Origin of the sequence: Lactobacillus helsingborgensis, assembly GCF_003173695.1 — a bacterium.
In the GTDB taxonomy this organism is placed as follows: domain Bacteria; phylum Bacillota; class Bacilli; order Lactobacillales; family Lactobacillaceae; genus Lactobacillus; species Lactobacillus helsingborgensis.
Genome location: NZ_CP029544.1, coordinates 725,408 through 741,095 on the forward strand (window position 1 = coordinate 725,408; position 15,688 = coordinate 741,095).

The following is a 15,688-nucleotide window of genomic DNA, read 5'->3' on the forward strand; positions in this document are numbered from 1 at the left end:
AAAACCCCGAAACTTATCCAGTTTCGAGGTTTTGCTTTTGGCTGATTTATTTCTTAGCAACATTTACTTTGCGGATGTAACGATTTTTGCCAATGCGGTAGAAAGTCTTCTTCTTAATACGGTAAGTTTTGCCGTTGATTTTGACAATTGTGCCTTTCTTGAGTTTCTTCTTCGAAACACGCTTGCCCTTATGGGTATATTGGTACGATGCTTTACGCAACTTTACAAAACGTGACCTAGATTTGCGCTTTGCCGGAGTGACTGTGGTAGAACCACTATTGCTATTAGATGAATTGCTAGAGTTACCAGAGTTTGAATTACCGCTTACGAGGTGACCAGTCTTCTTGTAGTTAGCAACAGCATCATTAATCTCTTTAGTTAGAGCATCAACAGTTTCTTGAGTAGCTCCCATAGACTTAGCTGCAAAATAGCGATTACGTAAATCGGCTACATATTGCCCATCTTTTTTAGATAGTTTAGAAAAATCAATAGCTGAATCATAATCAGCATAAGTTTCATCTAATTTATCAGTATTTGCTACAGGTACATCAGGGTTGCTACTGTCTACAGGATGAAAATCGCTAGATTTTAAATCAGTATAATCTTCGGTATTTTGTACTAAAACAACATTATCAGACGGATAGTCAATTTCCTGCCAGTCCTCATAATTAACATAAGTTTCGGCAATTCTACCACCGCCAACATCTTGTAAACGTTGGTTATTTGGAAGACCACCAATCATCCATGTTAAATTAAATGGTCTGCCCGGAAATGAAATATTTGGCTTAGTATCGGCAGCTCCCATTTCACGTACTACTTTAGTACCAGCAGGATAAACTCTACCTGATGGACCTTTTAAAGCGTACTTTAAAGTACCATATTGTAGCCAAACTTTGGTTCCTTGATGGTTGGCTGAAACGGTTTGAACATTATCAAAGTTGAAGACTGCTGTCATTGGTGCAGCCAGACTTAAAGCGGCAATTGTCGCAAAGATTATGCGTTTATTCTTCTTCATTTTTTCACTCCTTATAACAAAAAACTATTGCTTTACTGGCAGAACTGATATCAACGAACTGGGAGTAAAATACTGTCTTCTTCTACCAGTATACTACAAGGTATTTTTGAAAAGGAGTGCCAACTTCTGCTGTAATGCGATTAAACTATTTTTTTACTGATCGTTTTCTTTTAAAAAACTCTGGATAATTCTTTCTCTAATAGTTAGAAAGACCTGATTATGACCAGTAGGGTGAATACGATTGGTTAAAAGAATTAAGCCAGACTTTTTTACGCGGTCAAGAAGCATAAGAACACCAGTGAAGCCAGTATGCAGAATTAGGGGATAATGCAACTGAGGGTCAAAGCGCAAGTCCCAGCCCCATGAGCGTGGCTTGACGCCTGCCGGATTTTTATTATCGAATAACATTGCGACAAGTTCTTGACTGAAGGGCAGAATTTGTTTATCCAAGCCCAAGTAACCTTTACTTAATTTAACCAGGTCATTCATTGTGGAGAAAAGTCCTGCTGAACCGCAATCACTGCCAAGCTGGCGTGCTTTAGGATCGTGCGGCTCACCCTGCAAAACTTTCCCTTGGTAAACAGCAGTTGGCACACATAAGTCCTTAGGGGGATTGAATGTCGTGTTTTTTAGACCTGAGGGCTCAATTATTAATTTTTGACCAACTTCTTGAACTGGTTGCCCAAATATTTTTTTAACAACCAACCCCAACAAGATAAAATTCGTATCGGCATAGCGCATTTGATGTTCAAACTCGTCTGTGACAGGTAAATGAATGATGGCATTGATTAATTCGTCATGAGATAATTGATCACGCTTTTCAATCCAGCCACGGATTCCGCTGGTGTGAGTAAGCAGATGAAAAAGGCGGACACGTTCATCTTTAAATTCAGGAATAAAGTCGTGTAGTGGTTCAGTAAAATTGAGCTGTCCGTCTTGATATAATTTAAGCAAAATATTTTCAGTAATAATTACTTTGGTCAGACTGGCTAAATCATAAATAGCAAACGGGCTAAGTTGCGTAACTTTCGGATAGGTACTGGCAAAGCCGACGGTTGAAGTGAAAACTTGGTCATTTTTAAAAAAAGCATAGTTTACGCCCGGTACAATGCGTTCCGTAACCATTGATTCAATTAAATTTTGGGTGTTTGAGTAGTCAATCATAAAATCTGTCTTTCAGTTAATATTTCTAATTATATTATATCTAACTAAATGACATTTATTATCTTTTCACGCAGTTTGATACAAAAAACTTGAAAGCCAGTCAGCATTCAAGTTTTAAATATCACTACTATTTTTATTTAGGGATTTTTTCGTTTAATTGCTCAACCATTCTACGAGAAAAGAACATGGTGGCAAGCCAGATTATGAAGTAGACTACGCAGTAGTTGAGGGTGTAACCCAAAAAAATTGTGAGATTAAAAGGCATTCCCGCAAGGATAGACAGGGGCGTCACCAAGATATAGGTAATGAGAAAATGACTAAATGTTTGGCGGGTAATGCTCCATCTTTCTTGTTCAAAAATTACGGTGCTGCCACCGTAAATCGCACCCATTAGCGCCCAAATAATCATGGATATAAAAGTTGCCTGCACCGGATTAACAAATAAACTAACAAAATTTTCAGTAGATGGTGTAAATTGTGGCAAGTTGTTTACTTGACAAAATATAAGTGCAAAAATTAGCCCAATAGTCACTCCGATCGGTGCAGAGATAAGAGAACGGCTAATTATAGATTTGAGATTTTTCATGATAAATACTCCTTTTTGATTTTTTGCATATAACGGCGGGAAGTGTAAGTCATTTTGCCGTTTTTGAGAATAACTTGATAAATTCCGTTTTGTGCCAGTGCAAATTCTTGAATGTAGCTGAAATTAACAATTTCTGAACTGGATATTTGCACAAAAAGTTGTCTTGGCAGCAAAAGCTTAACTTCATAAAGACGTTGCTTTATTCGGTACACATATTGCTCAGTTTCACAGACGACTTCCTTGTTTTGTGTATGAACTGAAATAATTTTGTGAAAAGCAATAATCTTTTTCCGTCCAGATTTAAAACCGATGAGAATTTGCTCATTTAAAAAGCGATCCAGATTATCACGCAGATTAGTGCTGTTCTCATCAATTTGGGGTGTATTGACTGTCACGAACAATTCTCGCAAGTGAGAAATTGCTTTTTGATTTACTAACATGGCTTAATTTCCTTTCCTTAGCATTTAAGATAGCAAGGGAGCATCATTTTGTGAACAAAATTTGTGTAACTGGTCGTTTTTCTATGACAACTGGAAGATGGGGGATAAAGCTAAATACAGCAGGCTTTAGTGTCTTTATTCAATCAGAATTGCTAAAAGGTTAGCAAAATCTTTCTTTTAGAGTAAAAAGCACTTGACATCGGACCCCGCTTCAAGCATAATAATTACTGTTGATTTTGCCCGCTGGTCAAATGGTTAAGACGCCACCCTCTCAAGGTGGAGTTACGAGTTCAATTCTCGTGCGGGTGATTTAACACTGGGATATAGCCAAATGGTAAGGCACAGGTTTCTGGTTCCTGCATGTTTCGGTTCGAGCCCGGATATCCCAATAAAAGCAGCTCAACGGCAATCGTGGTGGTAGCTAACGCCCATCATTTGTCCATCAGAGCGTTAAGAAAAGCTAGATGAATATGATTCATCTAGCTTTTTTTCTTTGGTTTTATTAATTAGCTTAAATGGGCTAAAACTTTAATTTTTTAAATTGATCGGTAAGTGAATTAGTCTATTAGTGCTTAGCTAAAATAAAATTCTCAAATTTGTTTCAAATTTAAAAGCTATCTCAAAGTGTAAAATTAATATCTATTTACCGATACATGCTTTTTATTAATATGCGAAATATCTTTCTAAAAGAAAAATAGCGCAAATCCAAAAATAAATAAACATAGTAGGATGATTAGAGCAGTAAGTTTGTACTTATTAATGTTTTTATTTTTCGCATTTGTAATTTTGGAAATCCAATTAAACAGTAACTCAATAATCCCCCACAAACATAAGTTAAAAACAGCAACAAGAATTAGAGCTTGACCTAATGAAGCATGTGTACTTTTTATATTTTGGAATAAGTTGCTAAGTAAGTTCATTCCACCAAAAATGGCAAAAGTAATAGCAGTAAAGATACCGAGAATTGTTATGAATTGTGGGTAAATGGTTTCATTTATCTTCTTAAATATATCTTTTTTAGCTTTTTCAAAATAATCTTTTTCCTCTTGTATTTGTTTATATATTTCTTTAGTTTTCTTTTGTATATCTCCTTTGAAATTATTGAATTCTTTTTCATCCGAACACAAATTTTTTTCATTTTTATTGAGTCGTTTGTTAATATCATCAAATTTTTGCTTTATAATCTTATTCTCATAAATAACTTTAAATATAAAAACTATTTTGTAAAAAAAATTGATGTCGATATTTTTTAACATACTAAAATAGCGTGGTAAGTCATCATGGATAATAAACTTATTATTTAGTGATCTGTAGCATTTTTCCAGCGTTTTCTTTAGATTTTCATTATCTTTTTTTTCCGTACTATTAATTAATTCTTTGATGTCATTATAGATGTACACTGAAGCAATATCATTATTTTTAAGTTTTTTCGTAAGTTTCACTAGATTATCGTACTGTTGGTATGTATAATATTTACCTGTAAATACAAGTTCAACCAAATCGAACGCATCTTGCTCAACATTTGGATCTGTTTTGTTTTCTGATCCTGGCTCTTTACCCTGTTTAGCATTTTCTTCTGAATTTTTACTCATTTTCCTCACCTCAAAAATAATTATACATTAATAAATATCATTTTTTTATGAATATTTAGAATAATTGTATACATATAGTAAAGTAATTAATAAAATTAGTTTTGTCAATTAAATTTTTAATTAATGTCCAATTGAGCAGAAAATTATGAACCGTATTTTCTCACTCTCAATCAAGGTTTGCGAGAACAAACAATTAAATTTGCATAGATTACCCAATAAAAAACTAGATGTGCTTTGCTCATCTAGTTTTTTTGTTTATTTTAAATTAGTTTGCGTTTTAGATACCAGCTTATCGTCAGTAAACGAAAAACTGGCACTTGCACCAGCATTCTTAGCTTTAATTCCAGTGAAGTAAACTGCGGTGACATTTTTCTTACCCAAAACCACATTTTCACTCAGTCCGTCAGGTTCACCATAGGTGTTTACGACAGTACTGTAAGAACTGCCGTCTTTCAAACTATTAAATGCTTTAAGCGATAGCTTATTGCTGCTCCTGTTCCATTTAAAACCCGAAACTGTCTTAGTGATAGCCTTTTTATGACTGAATTGCACCAAAATAGTAGTGTCATATTTGGTCCAAGAATATGATTTCACCTTAAAACCTTTAACTGAAGTGGATGAAACCGACTCAGGCTGACCCAAAATGCCTTTAACATCTTTAATGGTGCTGCCACCGTTACCTTGTTGCATGACATCACCAACTTTAATCTTGTCGTATGATTTTCTAAAAGAAGTTTTTTGAGTATTAGTTTTCTTTACTTTCTGGCTACTTTTGGGCTTACTGCCGCCAGATTTACTACTATTATCAGAACAGCCAACTAATGATAAGGCAATCATACCAGTTGCTGCCACTGTCAAAATCTTCTTGAACTTTTTCATTACTTCCTCCTGAAGTGCTATTGCCGTAGGTTTAATGTCACTGACGTGGTGGACAAAACAGAAATTAATCTTTGCTCCTAGCATTAATGAAATATTTTTGAATTCAAAGCCACATTTCATCATCAATTTCTAATCCGGTATAGTTTAATTTTATCCTAGAACCTTATTAAGGTAAATAAGTCAAAAGATCATTTTGGTAAAATTTGGGACGATTAAATTCTCGGCTAGAATAGGTCTAACAGCAGTAATGAAGGGGAGTTTAGCTATTAGTGCCTTTTAAATAATTTAAGATAAAATCTAATGAAAAGATAAACAAAAGTTATAATCTGTAAAAATTCGAACTGATTTTAATTAAAAAGCAGAATATTTTTATTGCTGCAGTATTTCTCTAATTAAAGATAGTAGTTTTGCTTTCTGATGAGATAGGCAGGCCAGATCGTATCTAAAAGCTGCTCTGGAAGAAGAATTTGGAAAAAAGTTTGGCTTAACCAAGCTGAAGAAATAACTAATAAGTGTCAGGCTATTTAAGCAGTCTGGCACTTTTTATTTTAAAAAATGATAAACAAGAATATTTAGAGTTCACCGCAAAACACAAATTCACTAATGAGCATGACATAAATTGGACTGAATTAGTGATTTAGCAGTATGTGTAAGCGCTTATAATCAAGTTGAGCGGAAGGAGGTGAATGAATTGAGCAGCCAGAATAAAGAAATTTTAGTAAGAATAGCGAAAGAGGGCACAGTTACTAAAAAAGAGCTTAAGGAACAGTTCAAGTTGACGGATAGGCAGGTTAATTATGCTATTGCCAACATCAACAGCTGTCTTAAACTGCAGAAGTTACCATTAATTGTCTTAAAAAACAAAACTTATTTTGCCAAGAGAGAACTGATTAATTATTTTGCCAATCACAAGGAAAAAAATAATTTACGTACTTTTTTACCTGACGAAAGAGCGTGGCTTCTACTAACACTGATCTTGAGCAGAACCAGTCCAGTCTCACTAAACGATTTTGTTTTTGAATTTCACGTTAGCAAGAACACCGTTTTAGCCGATCTTAAGAGAACCCGTTCCCAAATTGCAGACTTAGGATTAAAGATTACTTTTTCCCGTAAAAACGGCTATTGCCTAATAGGACACGAATGGGATAAACGCATGCTGCTGTATAAATGTATTTTAAAGATTTATACGGCGCTGGGTTTTGATACCTGCCTTCAGCTGTTACCAGACATCAATGACAACTATCCTGCAATTGAAAGCAGCTTGTTGAAAATAGAAGAACAGCTCGGGAAAAAATATACTGATGATGACTTCTTTCTTCTGATTTTGTTTTTAACAGCAATCACTAATCGGATCAAGCAAAATAAAAATTTGATTGCTAATGAACTGGCTAACGATGAAGAAATTAAGCAAACAGCAGAATACCAAGCCCTCAAACAAACTTTTTTTGATAAATTTTCACTTCAGGAAAAAAGTTTTGTTGCTCTTTTTATTTTAGGGGCAAATGTTAAGCAACAGCAAAAAATATCAGCTTCCGTGCAAACAAGATTGATTAACGCATTGTGGGAATTTTTGAATGAATTTGAATTAAAGTCATTTATTGTGCTGCCGAATAAAAAGGATCTGTTAAAAAAACTGATTGATCATTTTAGACCAGCTTATTACCGCATTAAATACAAACTGCCAGATAACAATCCCATGTTTAAGGAAATTGTTTCTAAATATCACAGCCTATATGAGATTGTGGCGCAGTCAATGACACCTTTAAATAATTTTTTTGGTACTAAAATTTCGCCTGACGAAACTGCTTTTGTGACTATTTTTATTGGCGGTCACCTGCTAGAAAATAAGGTTAATGACCGCAAAAGAAAAATAGGTCGGGCAATACCGGTTTGTCCTAACGGAGTTTCAACCTCAAAAATACTGGAAAATAATCTGCGGGTGGCTTTTCCTGAGTTATCGTTTTATCCAGCTTGCTCAGTGCGTGAATATAAAAATTTTGTTTTGCCTTATGATGTGGTTTTTTCCACGGTGCCGCTTAAATCGGAAAAAACAGTTTTTGTTATCAATGAAATTCTAAATGAGCACAGTATTACCAAACTAAGAAATGATGTTTTTAAAAAATTGTTGAACTTAAACTTCTCTAATATTGATATTCCTCAAATCATGAATGTAGTTGCTGACTTTGCTGAAATAAAGGATAAAAAAGGTCTTGAAGACGGTTTGACTAAGCTGCTAATACCAGAAAGCAATTTATTTGACGAGATGTCACAAGAACAGTCAAAGAGCAAACCTTATATTAAGGTCATTTTTACCCACCAGCAATATTCTTGGACAAGGTTAATAGCAAAAATTTCGGAGCCAATGATTAAAAGCAAAATTGTGAATGACGCTTTCTTCCTAGCTTTGAAAAAAGAGTACCGTGATCAACCCGACTATATTTTGTTAAATAGGCAGATACCACTGTTACATTTGGATCCAGACGTTTATCCCCAACAATTAGGACTGACACTATTAGTTTCCGCAAATCCCGTCAAATATGGGTCAGCCCAAGTCAATGTTGTCGTTCTGTTGACCACACCGAATAAGACAGATCATTTACCTTTACTTTATCAAGTTAAGAATATGGCGGAAGATACGACCTTTATTCACAAGCTGTCTCAATCTGCGAATACCAAGGAAGCAGAAAAATTAGTCCAAAAGTTTCTTACCGCTTAAGAAAGGAGCAAATAAGTTTTGCAATTAACCGATTATGTTAAAAAAGATACGATTTTTTTGAATTGCCAAGCTCAAAGTAGGGCAGAACTCTTTTCAAAAGTGTCAGACAAGCTTTTGAATGAGGGTTATGTCAAAAAAGGCTTTTTAGATTTTATTAATCACAGAGAGGATAACTATCCGACGGGGCTGCAGCTGCAAAACCATACTGTAGCAATTCCGCATGGCGATCCCCAGTTCATCAATAAGCCTTTTGTAGCTGTTATTACATTGACTAAACCAATTACTATGAGACGCATGGATGATGCGACAATCAAATTACCCGTAGACACACTATTTACGCTTGGTCTCACTAATGGTAGTGATCACCTTGATTTACTTAAAGAAATTATGAAATTACTGCAGACCGATTCATTTGTGCAGCAAATCAAAAATTGCACAAATAAAGACGAAGTGGAAACAGTAATTCGCGTTGCAGAAAAAAAGAGAAAGGAAAATTCTGATGACTGAAAAATTAAATATTTTAGTTGCTTGTGGCAGTGGGGTAGCGACTTCAACTATTGCTGCAGACGATATTGAAGATGTTTGCCGAGAATATGGGATTACTAATTATGCTATTTCCAAATGCAGCATGACAGAAATGCCCAGTATGAGTCAAAACTATGACATTGTTTTTACCACCAATAATTACCGCGGCAAAATTGATACACCCTTAATGAGCGTCACCGGCTTTATTACTGGGATTAATACTGCAGAACTAAGGCAAAAAGTAGGCGAAAAATTGCTTTCTTTAACAAAGGATAGGGAGTGAAATTATGGAAATACTAGGACAAATTTTTAAGACCATTATTAATATTGGCGCTACAGCTCTGCTGCCAATTATCATTTTCATCTTGGGCTTGATTTTTAGAATGAAAATCGGGAATGCAATTAAGTCCGGTTTAACTGTCGGCATCGGATTTATGGGACTTACTTTAGTTGTTAATCTGTTAACTGCTTCGTTAAAGCCTGCTGTGGACTATTATTCTAAGTTAGGTACCGGCTACACGATTACTGATATTGGTTGGCCAGCGGTCGGTGCAGCTTCGTGGGTAGCACCTTTTGCCGGCTTGGCAATCCTGTTAGGAATAATTATCAATATTGTTTTGGTGCGAACCGGTTTAACAAAAACAATGAACGTCGATATTTGGAATTACATGCACTTCTTAATACCAGGTTCATTAGCTTATGTTTTATTCAATAATTTTTGGATTGGTTTGCTGGTGACGGTGGGCATGTCAGTTATTGCGCTTTTCATTGGTGATAAATTAGCACCAAAATGGCAAAATTACTTCGGTTTAGATGGCACAACCTGCACTACGATTATCTATACTGCTTGGGTTATGCCTTTTGCTTGGCTAATCAATAAATTAATTGATTTTATTCCTGGGCTAAATAAGGTTGATCTGAGTTTAGAAAAAGTAAACAAAAAATTAGGAGTTTTTGGCGAATCTTCCGTTATCGGCACCATAGTCGGTATTTTACTCGCACTTTTAACCCGCCAAAATTTGGCTCATACAGTTACTATGGCGATTGGAATAGCCAGCGTTATGGTTTTGATGCCAAAAATGGTGGGAGTGTTAATGGAAGGTATTTCTCCAGTTGGCAAAGCGGCACGTTCAACAATGACGAAACAAATGGGTAAAAAGGCTAATTTGAACATTGGGATGGATATCGCTTTAGGCTTAGGCGATCCAGCCACTGAAACTGCCACTGTCATCACCATTCCGCTGGTGATTCTCTGTGCTTTGTTTTTGCCAAATATTAGATTGTTCCCAGTGGGCCTCTTAATGTCAATTATTTATATTTCGGTTGCGGGCACTTTAATGACTAAGGGCAATTTGTTTAGAACTATTTTGATTGGTGTGATTTTCTGTAGCGTAACCCTGTATTTGGAAGCTTATGTTGCCCCCGGCGCAACCAAAATGATTCAAACGGGCGGCGTCCATGTCAGTGGATTGTCATCTGACCTGACACTGTCGGAACCGTGGAATGCACTAATTTACTGGTTAAGTACTATTTTTTAAAAAGATATATGGGGTTATCCAAAATATGAGTGAAATATTACCGTCAATTTTTGGCGCAGATATTCTTAATCTGCAAAAGGAAATTGACATTTTAGAAAGTGAAAACGTTAAGACTTTGCATGTAGACATGATGGATGGCAATTTTGTTTCCAACATTGCTTTTGGTCCTAATCAGGTTCAAGCGCTGAAAGAATACAGCAACATGAAATTTGATATACATATGATGCTTGCTCATCCATTGGCACATTTAGATGATGCAATTGCTACAGGTGCGGAAATGATTTGCGTTCATTATGAATCGACACCGCACATCCATTTTGTTTTACAGCAAATTAAAAAAGCTGGTTGCAAAGCTGGTGTCGCTTTAAGTCCCGGAACGCCGGAGGCAGTCTTGAAATACCTCTTAGATGAAATTGATTATGTATTGGTCATGTCGATTAATCCTGGTCAGCCTGGGCAAAGATTTATTCCGCAAACCGTTGACAAGATTAAAAATGTACGGGAAATGATCAAGGGACGCGACATCAAAATTGAAGTGGATGGTGGAATAAATGATAAATATGCCGCACAGTGTGCTGCTGCAGGAGCAGATATGTTGGTAGTAGGTGGTTATTTATTTAATGGTAACCAAGTGAAACAGCAACTGCTTAAGCTTAGAAATGCAGTCAAATAGTGATGAAGGAAGAATAGAAATTGCAAAATTACACATTAAAAATTTTAAACCAGTTGACACATTATGCGGAACAAGAAGATACAGCTGATATTGCTTTAGTTGTGACTGAAATATTGCATGCTAATCATATATTTTTAGCAGGTGCTGGCCGTTCTGGCTTGGCTGTGCGCGGCTTTGGCAATAGGTTATTGCATTTAGGATTTGCAGTTAGCATCGTCGGAGAAATCAGTTCACCCCATTCACAGCCGGGAGATTTATTAATTATCTGTTCCGGTTCTGGAGAAACTACTAGTTTAAAAGCCTTAGCGCAAAAAGCTGCAGCCGCCAAAGTAAAAATCATCTTGTTTTCTACTACTAAAGAATCTACTATTGCGAAAATTGCAAATCATACAATGATTATTCCGGGAAAAACCAAGACAGCGCAAGATAAAACTACTGGCTTTACGCAACCAATGGGCTCGGTATTTGAACAACTATCATTTTTAACTTTTGACGGCATAGTAATGAATTTAATGGATCAGACCGGTGAAACTTCAGCTTCAATGTTTCAAAGACACGCGGATTTTGAGTGAGAGAAAGGATAGATAATATGAAAAAGTTTGACGGACAGGTTGTACTGGTAACAGGCGGCGCTAACGGTATTGGTAAAGGAATAGCAGAAAAGTTTGCCGCAAACGGTGCGAATACGGTCATTGTTGATTATGACAGTGAAAAGGGAAAGCAAACTGCGGCAGAGATAACCAATAAATATCAAAAATCTCTTTTTATTAAAACGGACGTTTCTAACTATCAGGATTTACAAAACGTTCATGACCAAGTAATGGCTGAATTTGGTAGAATTGACGTCCTTGTACTTGATGCAGGCATTGCCTACGCTGATAAAGTATCCGAAATCACACCGGCAGAATGGCAAAAAGTGCTTAATATCAACTTAAGTGGTTATTTTTACACTGTTAAAGCCTTTTATCAAGAATTTCTGGAGAACAAGGGCAGTATTGTATTTATCAGCTCTGGTTCGGCTCTTAGTGGAACTGGCGGCGGAGTAGCTTATCCTGCTTCAAAAGCCGGCGGAGAAGGACTGATGCGCGGTCTTGCTAAGGAACTGGGACCAAAAGGGGTAACCGTTAATGCTATTGCACCACGGGTAATTGACTCCGGCTTGTTAAGCGTGCATTATCCTACTAAGGAGAGTTTGGCGCCTTTGCTAAAACAAATTGCGGTTAGAAGAATTGGTACCGTTTCTGATGTTGCCAATCTGGCATACTTCTTAGCTAGTCCTGAAAATTCGTATATTCAGGGTCAAACAATTTTGCTAGATGGCAACAGAACGGTTAGATAATTTAGTTTTATAATACCCCCGAATTAAAAAGTGATTTGGGGGTATTATTGTGCCTAAATTTTCATACGCCCACTAAAAAGGGGTGGAATATTAAAGGCATTTAGTTATAGCAAAAATCTTAGTTAAATTTGCAAATCAACCTGTTAGACTTAATCATTTGTACCAAGTTCATATTTGGCCTAAAATGCAGTCAGTTAGAATTTTCACTATTAAAGTGATAACTATATATGCACTTTTTATAATAAGATTACAAAAATGGAGTTAGGTAAATGATTAAATGGCAGGAAGACTGGGCTTATAACAAATACTGGGTAATGGCTCACTCTCAAGCATGTTATGAGCAGATTCGATTGTTAGCTAAAGATAATATGTGGTCAGAACAAAAAGAAGCTGAATTTGAGCAATTGTTAGCACAAGCAGCTAGTCAAGCGCCCACTACTAAAACATTAACCAATGCCTATCAGCATGTCTGGGGTTATTTTAAGAAAATTTGTACACCCCAAGAAAAACAAACTTATTTACTTTTGTTGCAAAAATTGACGCCACAAGACGATGAATTAGGTCCGTTTTTAAGCGGTCTAACCAATAAATATCAAGTTACCTACTTATTAAATTCGCGGTTAATGCAGGAGGCTCAAGCACAATCATGAGATTATGGCACCAAGAATTAATCTGGCAATTGCCCCGGCAACAATTATTAGGGCAACACCGCGAAATTGCTGCTTTACGCGGGCGTGGCTGGGGTAAACCTCATGCCACTGTTAACTATGTTTTTCAATATTCGCCCTATAAACTCTATCAATTTCATTTATTGGTATTAGCTGAAATGGCGAGGCGCCACTATCATCCGGATATTAAATGGTTTGATCCATATTATCGCGGACAGTATTGTGCTAGATACGAAAATTTAGCTGCTATTCCTTGGACATACCCCATCTACCCAGAGCATGATGCTGACTATTTAAAAGCTTGTTTAGCTAATTTGCACCAAAAAGGCATTGACTTAAATATAGGTAGGGACAAATAGTTTTAACCATTCAAGTGTTCTAATTAAGTTAAAAAATAAAAAATATCCGCAAAACATACAACCAGTGTTTTGCGGATATTTTTACTTAAATAATTACATGCCTGCCTTAACGATTTTCTTTTCAGCCATAGTTTTACGTAAAGAAAGCATAGCAGTATAAGTAGATAAAATGTAAACTTTTCTAGTTGGCAGATTGGCAATATTGGCGATTACTTCCTCATTATCTGTGCAGGTAACCATTTTACCGGGGTCAAAGCCGGCGACTTCAAGACGGAAGCCAATGTCATGCCAGCGCTCTCCGCCAACCAGAATTTTTTTAATTTGATCGTGATTCAAGTCTTCAAATTGACCGTCCCATATCCAAGAAGTGTCGATGCCGTCAGCGTGATTAGCATTGAGCAAGGCAACTAGGGAATAGTCATCTTTTTCAGTGTTAAGCATGTGGAGTACTTCGTCTAATCCCACCGGATTTTTAACCAAGATCAGATCAATTTCTTTTCCTTCATATTTAATTAACTCTTGTCTACCAAAAATACGTTTATTTCTGGCAAAAGCTTGTGCAATTTCATCTTCGCTTAACCCAAAGTGACGTGCCACAGAATAAGCTGCCAAAGCATTATAGATGTTATAAGTACCACCAATGTTTATAATGTAGTTTTTGCTACCCATCTGAAACTCAAGTTTATTCGGCGTTTGTTCAATAATCCTGTTAACAGAATATGTTAGCTCCGGTCTGTGGTATTGACAGTTGGGGCAGAAAAAATCACCCAAGTTAGCGTAAATGCGTTCGTGATAGTGCAAAATATGATCGCATTGGGGACACAAGATACCGTCAGTATTAACGGGAGCCTTCATATCATTTTGCGGATTATCATCTGGCAGTTTAAAGCCGTAATAGATTTTTGGATTAGGCAAGTCAACGGAAGAAAAGATACTGGCATCACCATTGGCAATGATGGTTGCTTCAGGTGCTAATTTAATTCCAGCAACAATTTTTTCGTAAGTGGTATAGATTTCACCGTAACGATCCATTTGATCGCGAAAAATATTGGTTAAAACAAAAACGCTGGGATGAACCAGTTCCGTTACCATTTTGACGTTAGCTTCATCAACTTCCAGTACTGCTATTGGCCTCTTGGCCCTTTTCTTCTTGTGTGCCAAAAAGGCGGTAATGATTCCCTGTTGCATATTGGAGCCGGACGGATTGGTCAAAACGTCGCCGTATTTTTCCCGCAGTGCTGCTACGATTAATGCCGTTGTCATTGTTTTACCATTTGTTCCGGTAACAATAACCGTTTCGTAGCCTTCAGCTAATGTTTTCAAAATTGCAGGATCAATATCCATAGCTAACTTGCCGGGGAAACTGGTTCCCCCTTTAAGTACATTATGTAAAAACCAATAACTCGATTTGCCGGCAACTTTAGCAATTCCAGATTTAAAACTCATATTCTTCCCTCGCTTTAAAATCATTAACAACTATAGCATAGCCACGAACTGAAAACGAGTTTTTAGCGACTATTTAACTGCACTTATTTTATTTTTACATTATACTAGATGAGTTAGGTGAATTTAAATGAAACAAAGGAGCAAGAATGGCACAACTATTTTTTGAGTATGGCACTATGAGCAGTGGCAAAACTTTGGAAATACTGAAAGACGCTCATAATTATGAGGCTCAAGGTCGGAAAATTGTTTTATTAACAAGCGGTATTGATAATCGCAGTGGAGTTGGTACCGTGGCGTCAAGGATTGGGTTGCACAGAAACGCAGTTCCTATAGATCACGACTTTGATATTTTTGCTTATATTAAGGAAGTAAACGAGCAGGAAAAAGCGCGCGGAGATGGTGAAATTGCCTGCGTGTTTGTTGATGAAGCGCAATTTTTAGAACGGCATCACGTAGTTGAATGTGCCAAAATAGTTGATGATTTAGGTATTCCGGTAATGACTTTTGGCTTAAAAAATGACTTCCAAAACAATTTATTTGAAGGAACGAAAAACCTGTTGATTTTTGCTGATAAAATTAAAGAAATAAAAACAATTTGCCACTACTGTGGTAGAAAGGCTACAATGAATCAACGGATACATAATGGCAAGCCGGTTTATGAAGGAGAACAGGTACAAATAGGTGGGGATGAAAGCTATTACCCAGTTTGTCGTTTTCATTATTTTCACCCAAGTCAATCAAGATAGAG

The 15,688-nt window shown here is 36.5% G+C and carries 17 protein-coding genes and 2 tRNA genes; 12 read left to right on the forward strand and 7 right to left on the reverse strand.

The genetic code is table 11. The annotated features are described in order from the left end of the window. Nucleotides 1-46: 46 nt before the first annotated feature. From DLD54_RS03600 to DLD54_RS03615, 4 genes are all read right to left on the reverse strand, one after another. Nucleotides 47-1,015, reverse strand: a complete 969-nt coding sequence (locus DLD54_RS03600; RefSeq protein WP_109918260.1) for an SLAP domain-containing protein — start codon at nt 1,013-1,015, stop codon at nt 47-49. 153 nt (nt 1,016-1,168) lie between these two features. Beyond that, nucleotides 1,169-2,179, reverse strand: coding sequence for a serine hydrolase domain-containing protein (locus DLD54_RS03605; RefSeq protein WP_109918261.1), 1,011 nt, complete (start codon nt 2,177-2,179; stop codon nt 1,169-1,171). 133 nt (nt 2,180-2,312) lie between these two features. Next, nucleotides 2,313-2,765, reverse strand: coding sequence for a DUF3021 domain-containing protein (locus DLD54_RS03610; protein ID WP_109918262.1), 453 nt, complete (start codon nt 2,763-2,765; stop codon nt 2,313-2,315). Further along, nucleotides 2,762-3,205, reverse strand: a complete 444-nt coding sequence (locus DLD54_RS03615) for a LytTR family DNA-binding domain-containing protein (RefSeq protein ID WP_109918263.1) — start codon at nt 3,203-3,205, stop codon at nt 2,762-2,764. Before DLD54_RS03615 ends, DLD54_RS03610 begins: the two co-directional genes overlap by 4 nt. 237 nt (nt 3,206-3,442) lie before the next feature. On the opposite strand from DLD54_RS03615, the gene DLD54_RS03620 reads away from it, so the two are divergent. Continuing rightward, nucleotides 3,443-3,514, forward strand: a tRNA-Glu gene (locus DLD54_RS03620). An 8-nt stretch (nt 3,515-3,522) separates the two neighbouring features. Further along, nucleotides 3,523-3,594 (forward strand) — tRNA-Gln (locus tag DLD54_RS03625). Between the two features lie 294 nt (nt 3,595-3,888). Here the strand turns inward: DLD54_RS03625 and DLD54_RS03630 are convergent. Together DLD54_RS03630 and DLD54_RS03635 are read right to left on the reverse strand one after the other, a co-directional pair. Further along, the gene (locus DLD54_RS03630; protein ID WP_109918264.1) at nt 3,889-4,797 is read right to left on the reverse strand and encodes a hypothetical protein; all 909 of its coding nucleotides are present in this window, start codon (nt 4,795-4,797) and stop codon (nt 3,889-3,891) included. A 255-nt stretch (nt 4,798-5,052) separates the two neighbouring features. After that, nucleotides 5,053-5,676, reverse strand: coding sequence for a DUF3862 domain-containing protein (locus DLD54_RS03635; protein WP_158593317.1), 624 nt, complete (start codon nt 5,674-5,676; stop codon nt 5,053-5,055). 691 nt (nt 5,677-6,367) lie between these two features. Between DLD54_RS03635 and DLD54_RS03640 the strand changes: the two genes are divergently transcribed. The 9 genes from DLD54_RS03640 (at nt 6,368) to DLD54_RS03680 (ending at nt 13,494) form a co-directional block, all read left to right on the forward strand. Next, the gene (locus DLD54_RS03640) at nt 6,368-8,392 is read left to right on the forward strand and encodes a BglG family transcription antiterminator (protein ID WP_147442454.1); all 2,025 of its coding nucleotides are present in this window, start codon (nt 6,368-6,370) and stop codon (nt 8,390-8,392) included. 18 nt (nt 8,393-8,410) lie between these two features. Beyond that, a complete protein-coding gene (locus DLD54_RS03645) occupies nt 8,411-8,899 on the forward strand; it encodes a PTS sugar transporter subunit IIA (protein WP_038522178.1) in 489 nt (162 codons plus the stop codon). Beyond that, the gene (locus tag DLD54_RS03650; protein WP_046327001.1) at nt 8,892-9,200 is read left to right on the forward strand and encodes a PTS sugar transporter subunit IIB; all 309 of its coding nucleotides are present in this window, start codon (nt 8,892-8,894) and stop codon (nt 9,198-9,200) included. Before DLD54_RS03645 ends, DLD54_RS03650 begins: the two co-directional genes overlap by 8 nt. Nucleotides 9,201-9,204: 4 nt before the next feature. Continuing rightward, nucleotides 9,205-10,455, forward strand: coding sequence for a PTS transporter subunit IIC (locus tag DLD54_RS03655; RefSeq protein WP_109918267.1), 1,251 nt, complete (start codon nt 9,205-9,207; stop codon nt 10,453-10,455). A 25-nt stretch (nt 10,456-10,480) separates the two neighbouring features. Beyond that, entirely contained in the window at nt 10,481-11,128 is a 648-nt protein-coding gene (gene rpe, locus DLD54_RS03660; RefSeq protein WP_109918268.1) for a ribulose-phosphate 3-epimerase, read from the forward strand. A 20-nt stretch (nt 11,129-11,148) separates the two neighbouring features. After that, nucleotides 11,149-11,700 carry a 6-phospho-3-hexuloisomerase gene (gene hxlB, locus DLD54_RS03665; protein WP_109918269.1) on the forward strand — a complete coding sequence of 184 codons (552 nt, stop codon included), beginning with the start codon at nt 11,149-11,151 and terminating at the stop codon, nt 11,698-11,700. A gap of 17 nt (nt 11,701-11,717) precedes the next feature. Then, nucleotides 11,718-12,467: an SDR family NAD(P)-dependent oxidoreductase gene (locus tag DLD54_RS03670; protein WP_109918270.1), complete on the forward strand. Its 750-nt coding sequence runs from the start codon at nt 11,718-11,720 to the stop codon at nt 12,465-12,467. 269 nt (nt 12,468-12,736) lie between these two features. Further along, entirely contained in the window at nt 12,737-13,117 is a 381-nt protein-coding gene (locus DLD54_RS03675) for a YbgA family protein (protein ID WP_109918271.1), read from the forward strand. Then, the gene (locus DLD54_RS03680; protein WP_109918272.1) at nt 13,114-13,494 is read left to right on the forward strand and encodes a TIGR02328 family protein; all 381 of its coding nucleotides are present in this window, start codon (nt 13,114-13,116) and stop codon (nt 13,492-13,494) included. The genes DLD54_RS03675 and DLD54_RS03680 overlap by 4 nt, the downstream gene beginning before the upstream one ends. A gap of 93 nt (nt 13,495-13,587) precedes the next feature. Here the strand turns inward: DLD54_RS03680 and DLD54_RS03685 are convergent, their stop codons facing one another. Then, on the reverse strand, nt 13,588-14,940 hold the full coding sequence (locus DLD54_RS03685; RefSeq protein ID WP_109918273.1) for a Mur ligase family protein: 1,353 nt from the start codon (nt 14,938-14,940) through the stop codon (nt 13,588-13,590). Nucleotides 14,941-15,086: 146 nt separating this feature from the next. Here DLD54_RS03685 and DLD54_RS03690 point away from each other — a divergent pair, with 146 nt between their 5' ends. Then, entirely contained in the window at nt 15,087-15,686 is a 600-nt protein-coding gene (locus DLD54_RS03690; RefSeq protein ID WP_038522204.1) for a thymidine kinase, read from the forward strand. Nucleotides 15,687-15,688 lie beyond the last annotated feature (2 nt).

Bases quoted from the DNA above. Each gene is read 5' to 3' on its own strand.
- DLD54_RS03685 (WP_109918273.1), bottom strand. From the start codon at position 14,940: ATGAGTTTTAAATCTGGAATTGCTAAAGTTGCCGGCAAATCGAGTTAT.
- DLD54_RS03610 (WP_109918262.1), bottom strand. From the start codon at position 2,765: ATGAAAAATCTCAAATCTATAATTAGCCGTTCTCTTATCTCTGCACCG.
- DLD54_RS03680 (WP_109918272.1), top strand. From the start codon at position 13,114: ATGAGATTATGGCACCAAGAATTAATCTGGCAATTGCCCCGGCAACAA.
- DLD54_RS03650 (WP_046327001.1), top strand. From the start codon at position 8,892: ATGACTGAAAAATTAAATATTTTAGTTGCTTGTGGCAGTGGGGTAGCG.
- DLD54_RS03635 (WP_158593317.1), bottom strand. From the start codon at position 5,676: ATGAAAAAGTTCAAGAAGATTTTGACAGTGGCAGCAACTGGTATGATT.
- DLD54_RS03655 (WP_109918267.1), top strand. From the start codon at position 9,205: ATGGAAATACTAGGACAAATTTTTAAGACCATTATTAATATTGGCGCT.
- DLD54_RS03600 (WP_109918260.1), bottom strand. From the start codon at position 1,015: ATGAAGAAGAATAAACGCATAATCTTTGCGACAATTGCCGCTTTAAGT.
- rpe (WP_109918268.1), top strand. From the start codon at position 10,481: ATGAGTGAAATATTACCGTCAATTTTTGGCGCAGATATTCTTAATCTG.
- DLD54_RS03670 (WP_109918270.1), top strand. From the start codon at position 11,718: ATGAAAAAGTTTGACGGACAGGTTGTACTGGTAACAGGCGGCGCTAAC.
- DLD54_RS03675 (WP_109918271.1), top strand. From the start codon at position 12,737: ATGATTAAATGGCAGGAAGACTGGGCTTATAACAAATACTGGGTAATG.
- DLD54_RS03630 (WP_109918264.1), bottom strand. From the start codon at position 4,797: ATGAGTAAAAATTCAGAAGAAAATGCTAAACAGGGTAAAGAGCCAGGA.
- DLD54_RS03690 (WP_038522204.1), top strand. From the start codon at position 15,087: ATGGCACAACTATTTTTTGAGTATGGCACTATGAGCAGTGGCAAAACT.
- DLD54_RS03615 (WP_109918263.1), bottom strand. From the start codon at position 3,205: ATGTTAGTAAATCAAAAAGCAATTTCTCACTTGCGAGAATTGTTCGTG.
- DLD54_RS03605 (WP_109918261.1), bottom strand. From the start codon at position 2,179: ATGATTGACTACTCAAACACCCAAAATTTAATTGAATCAATGGTTACG.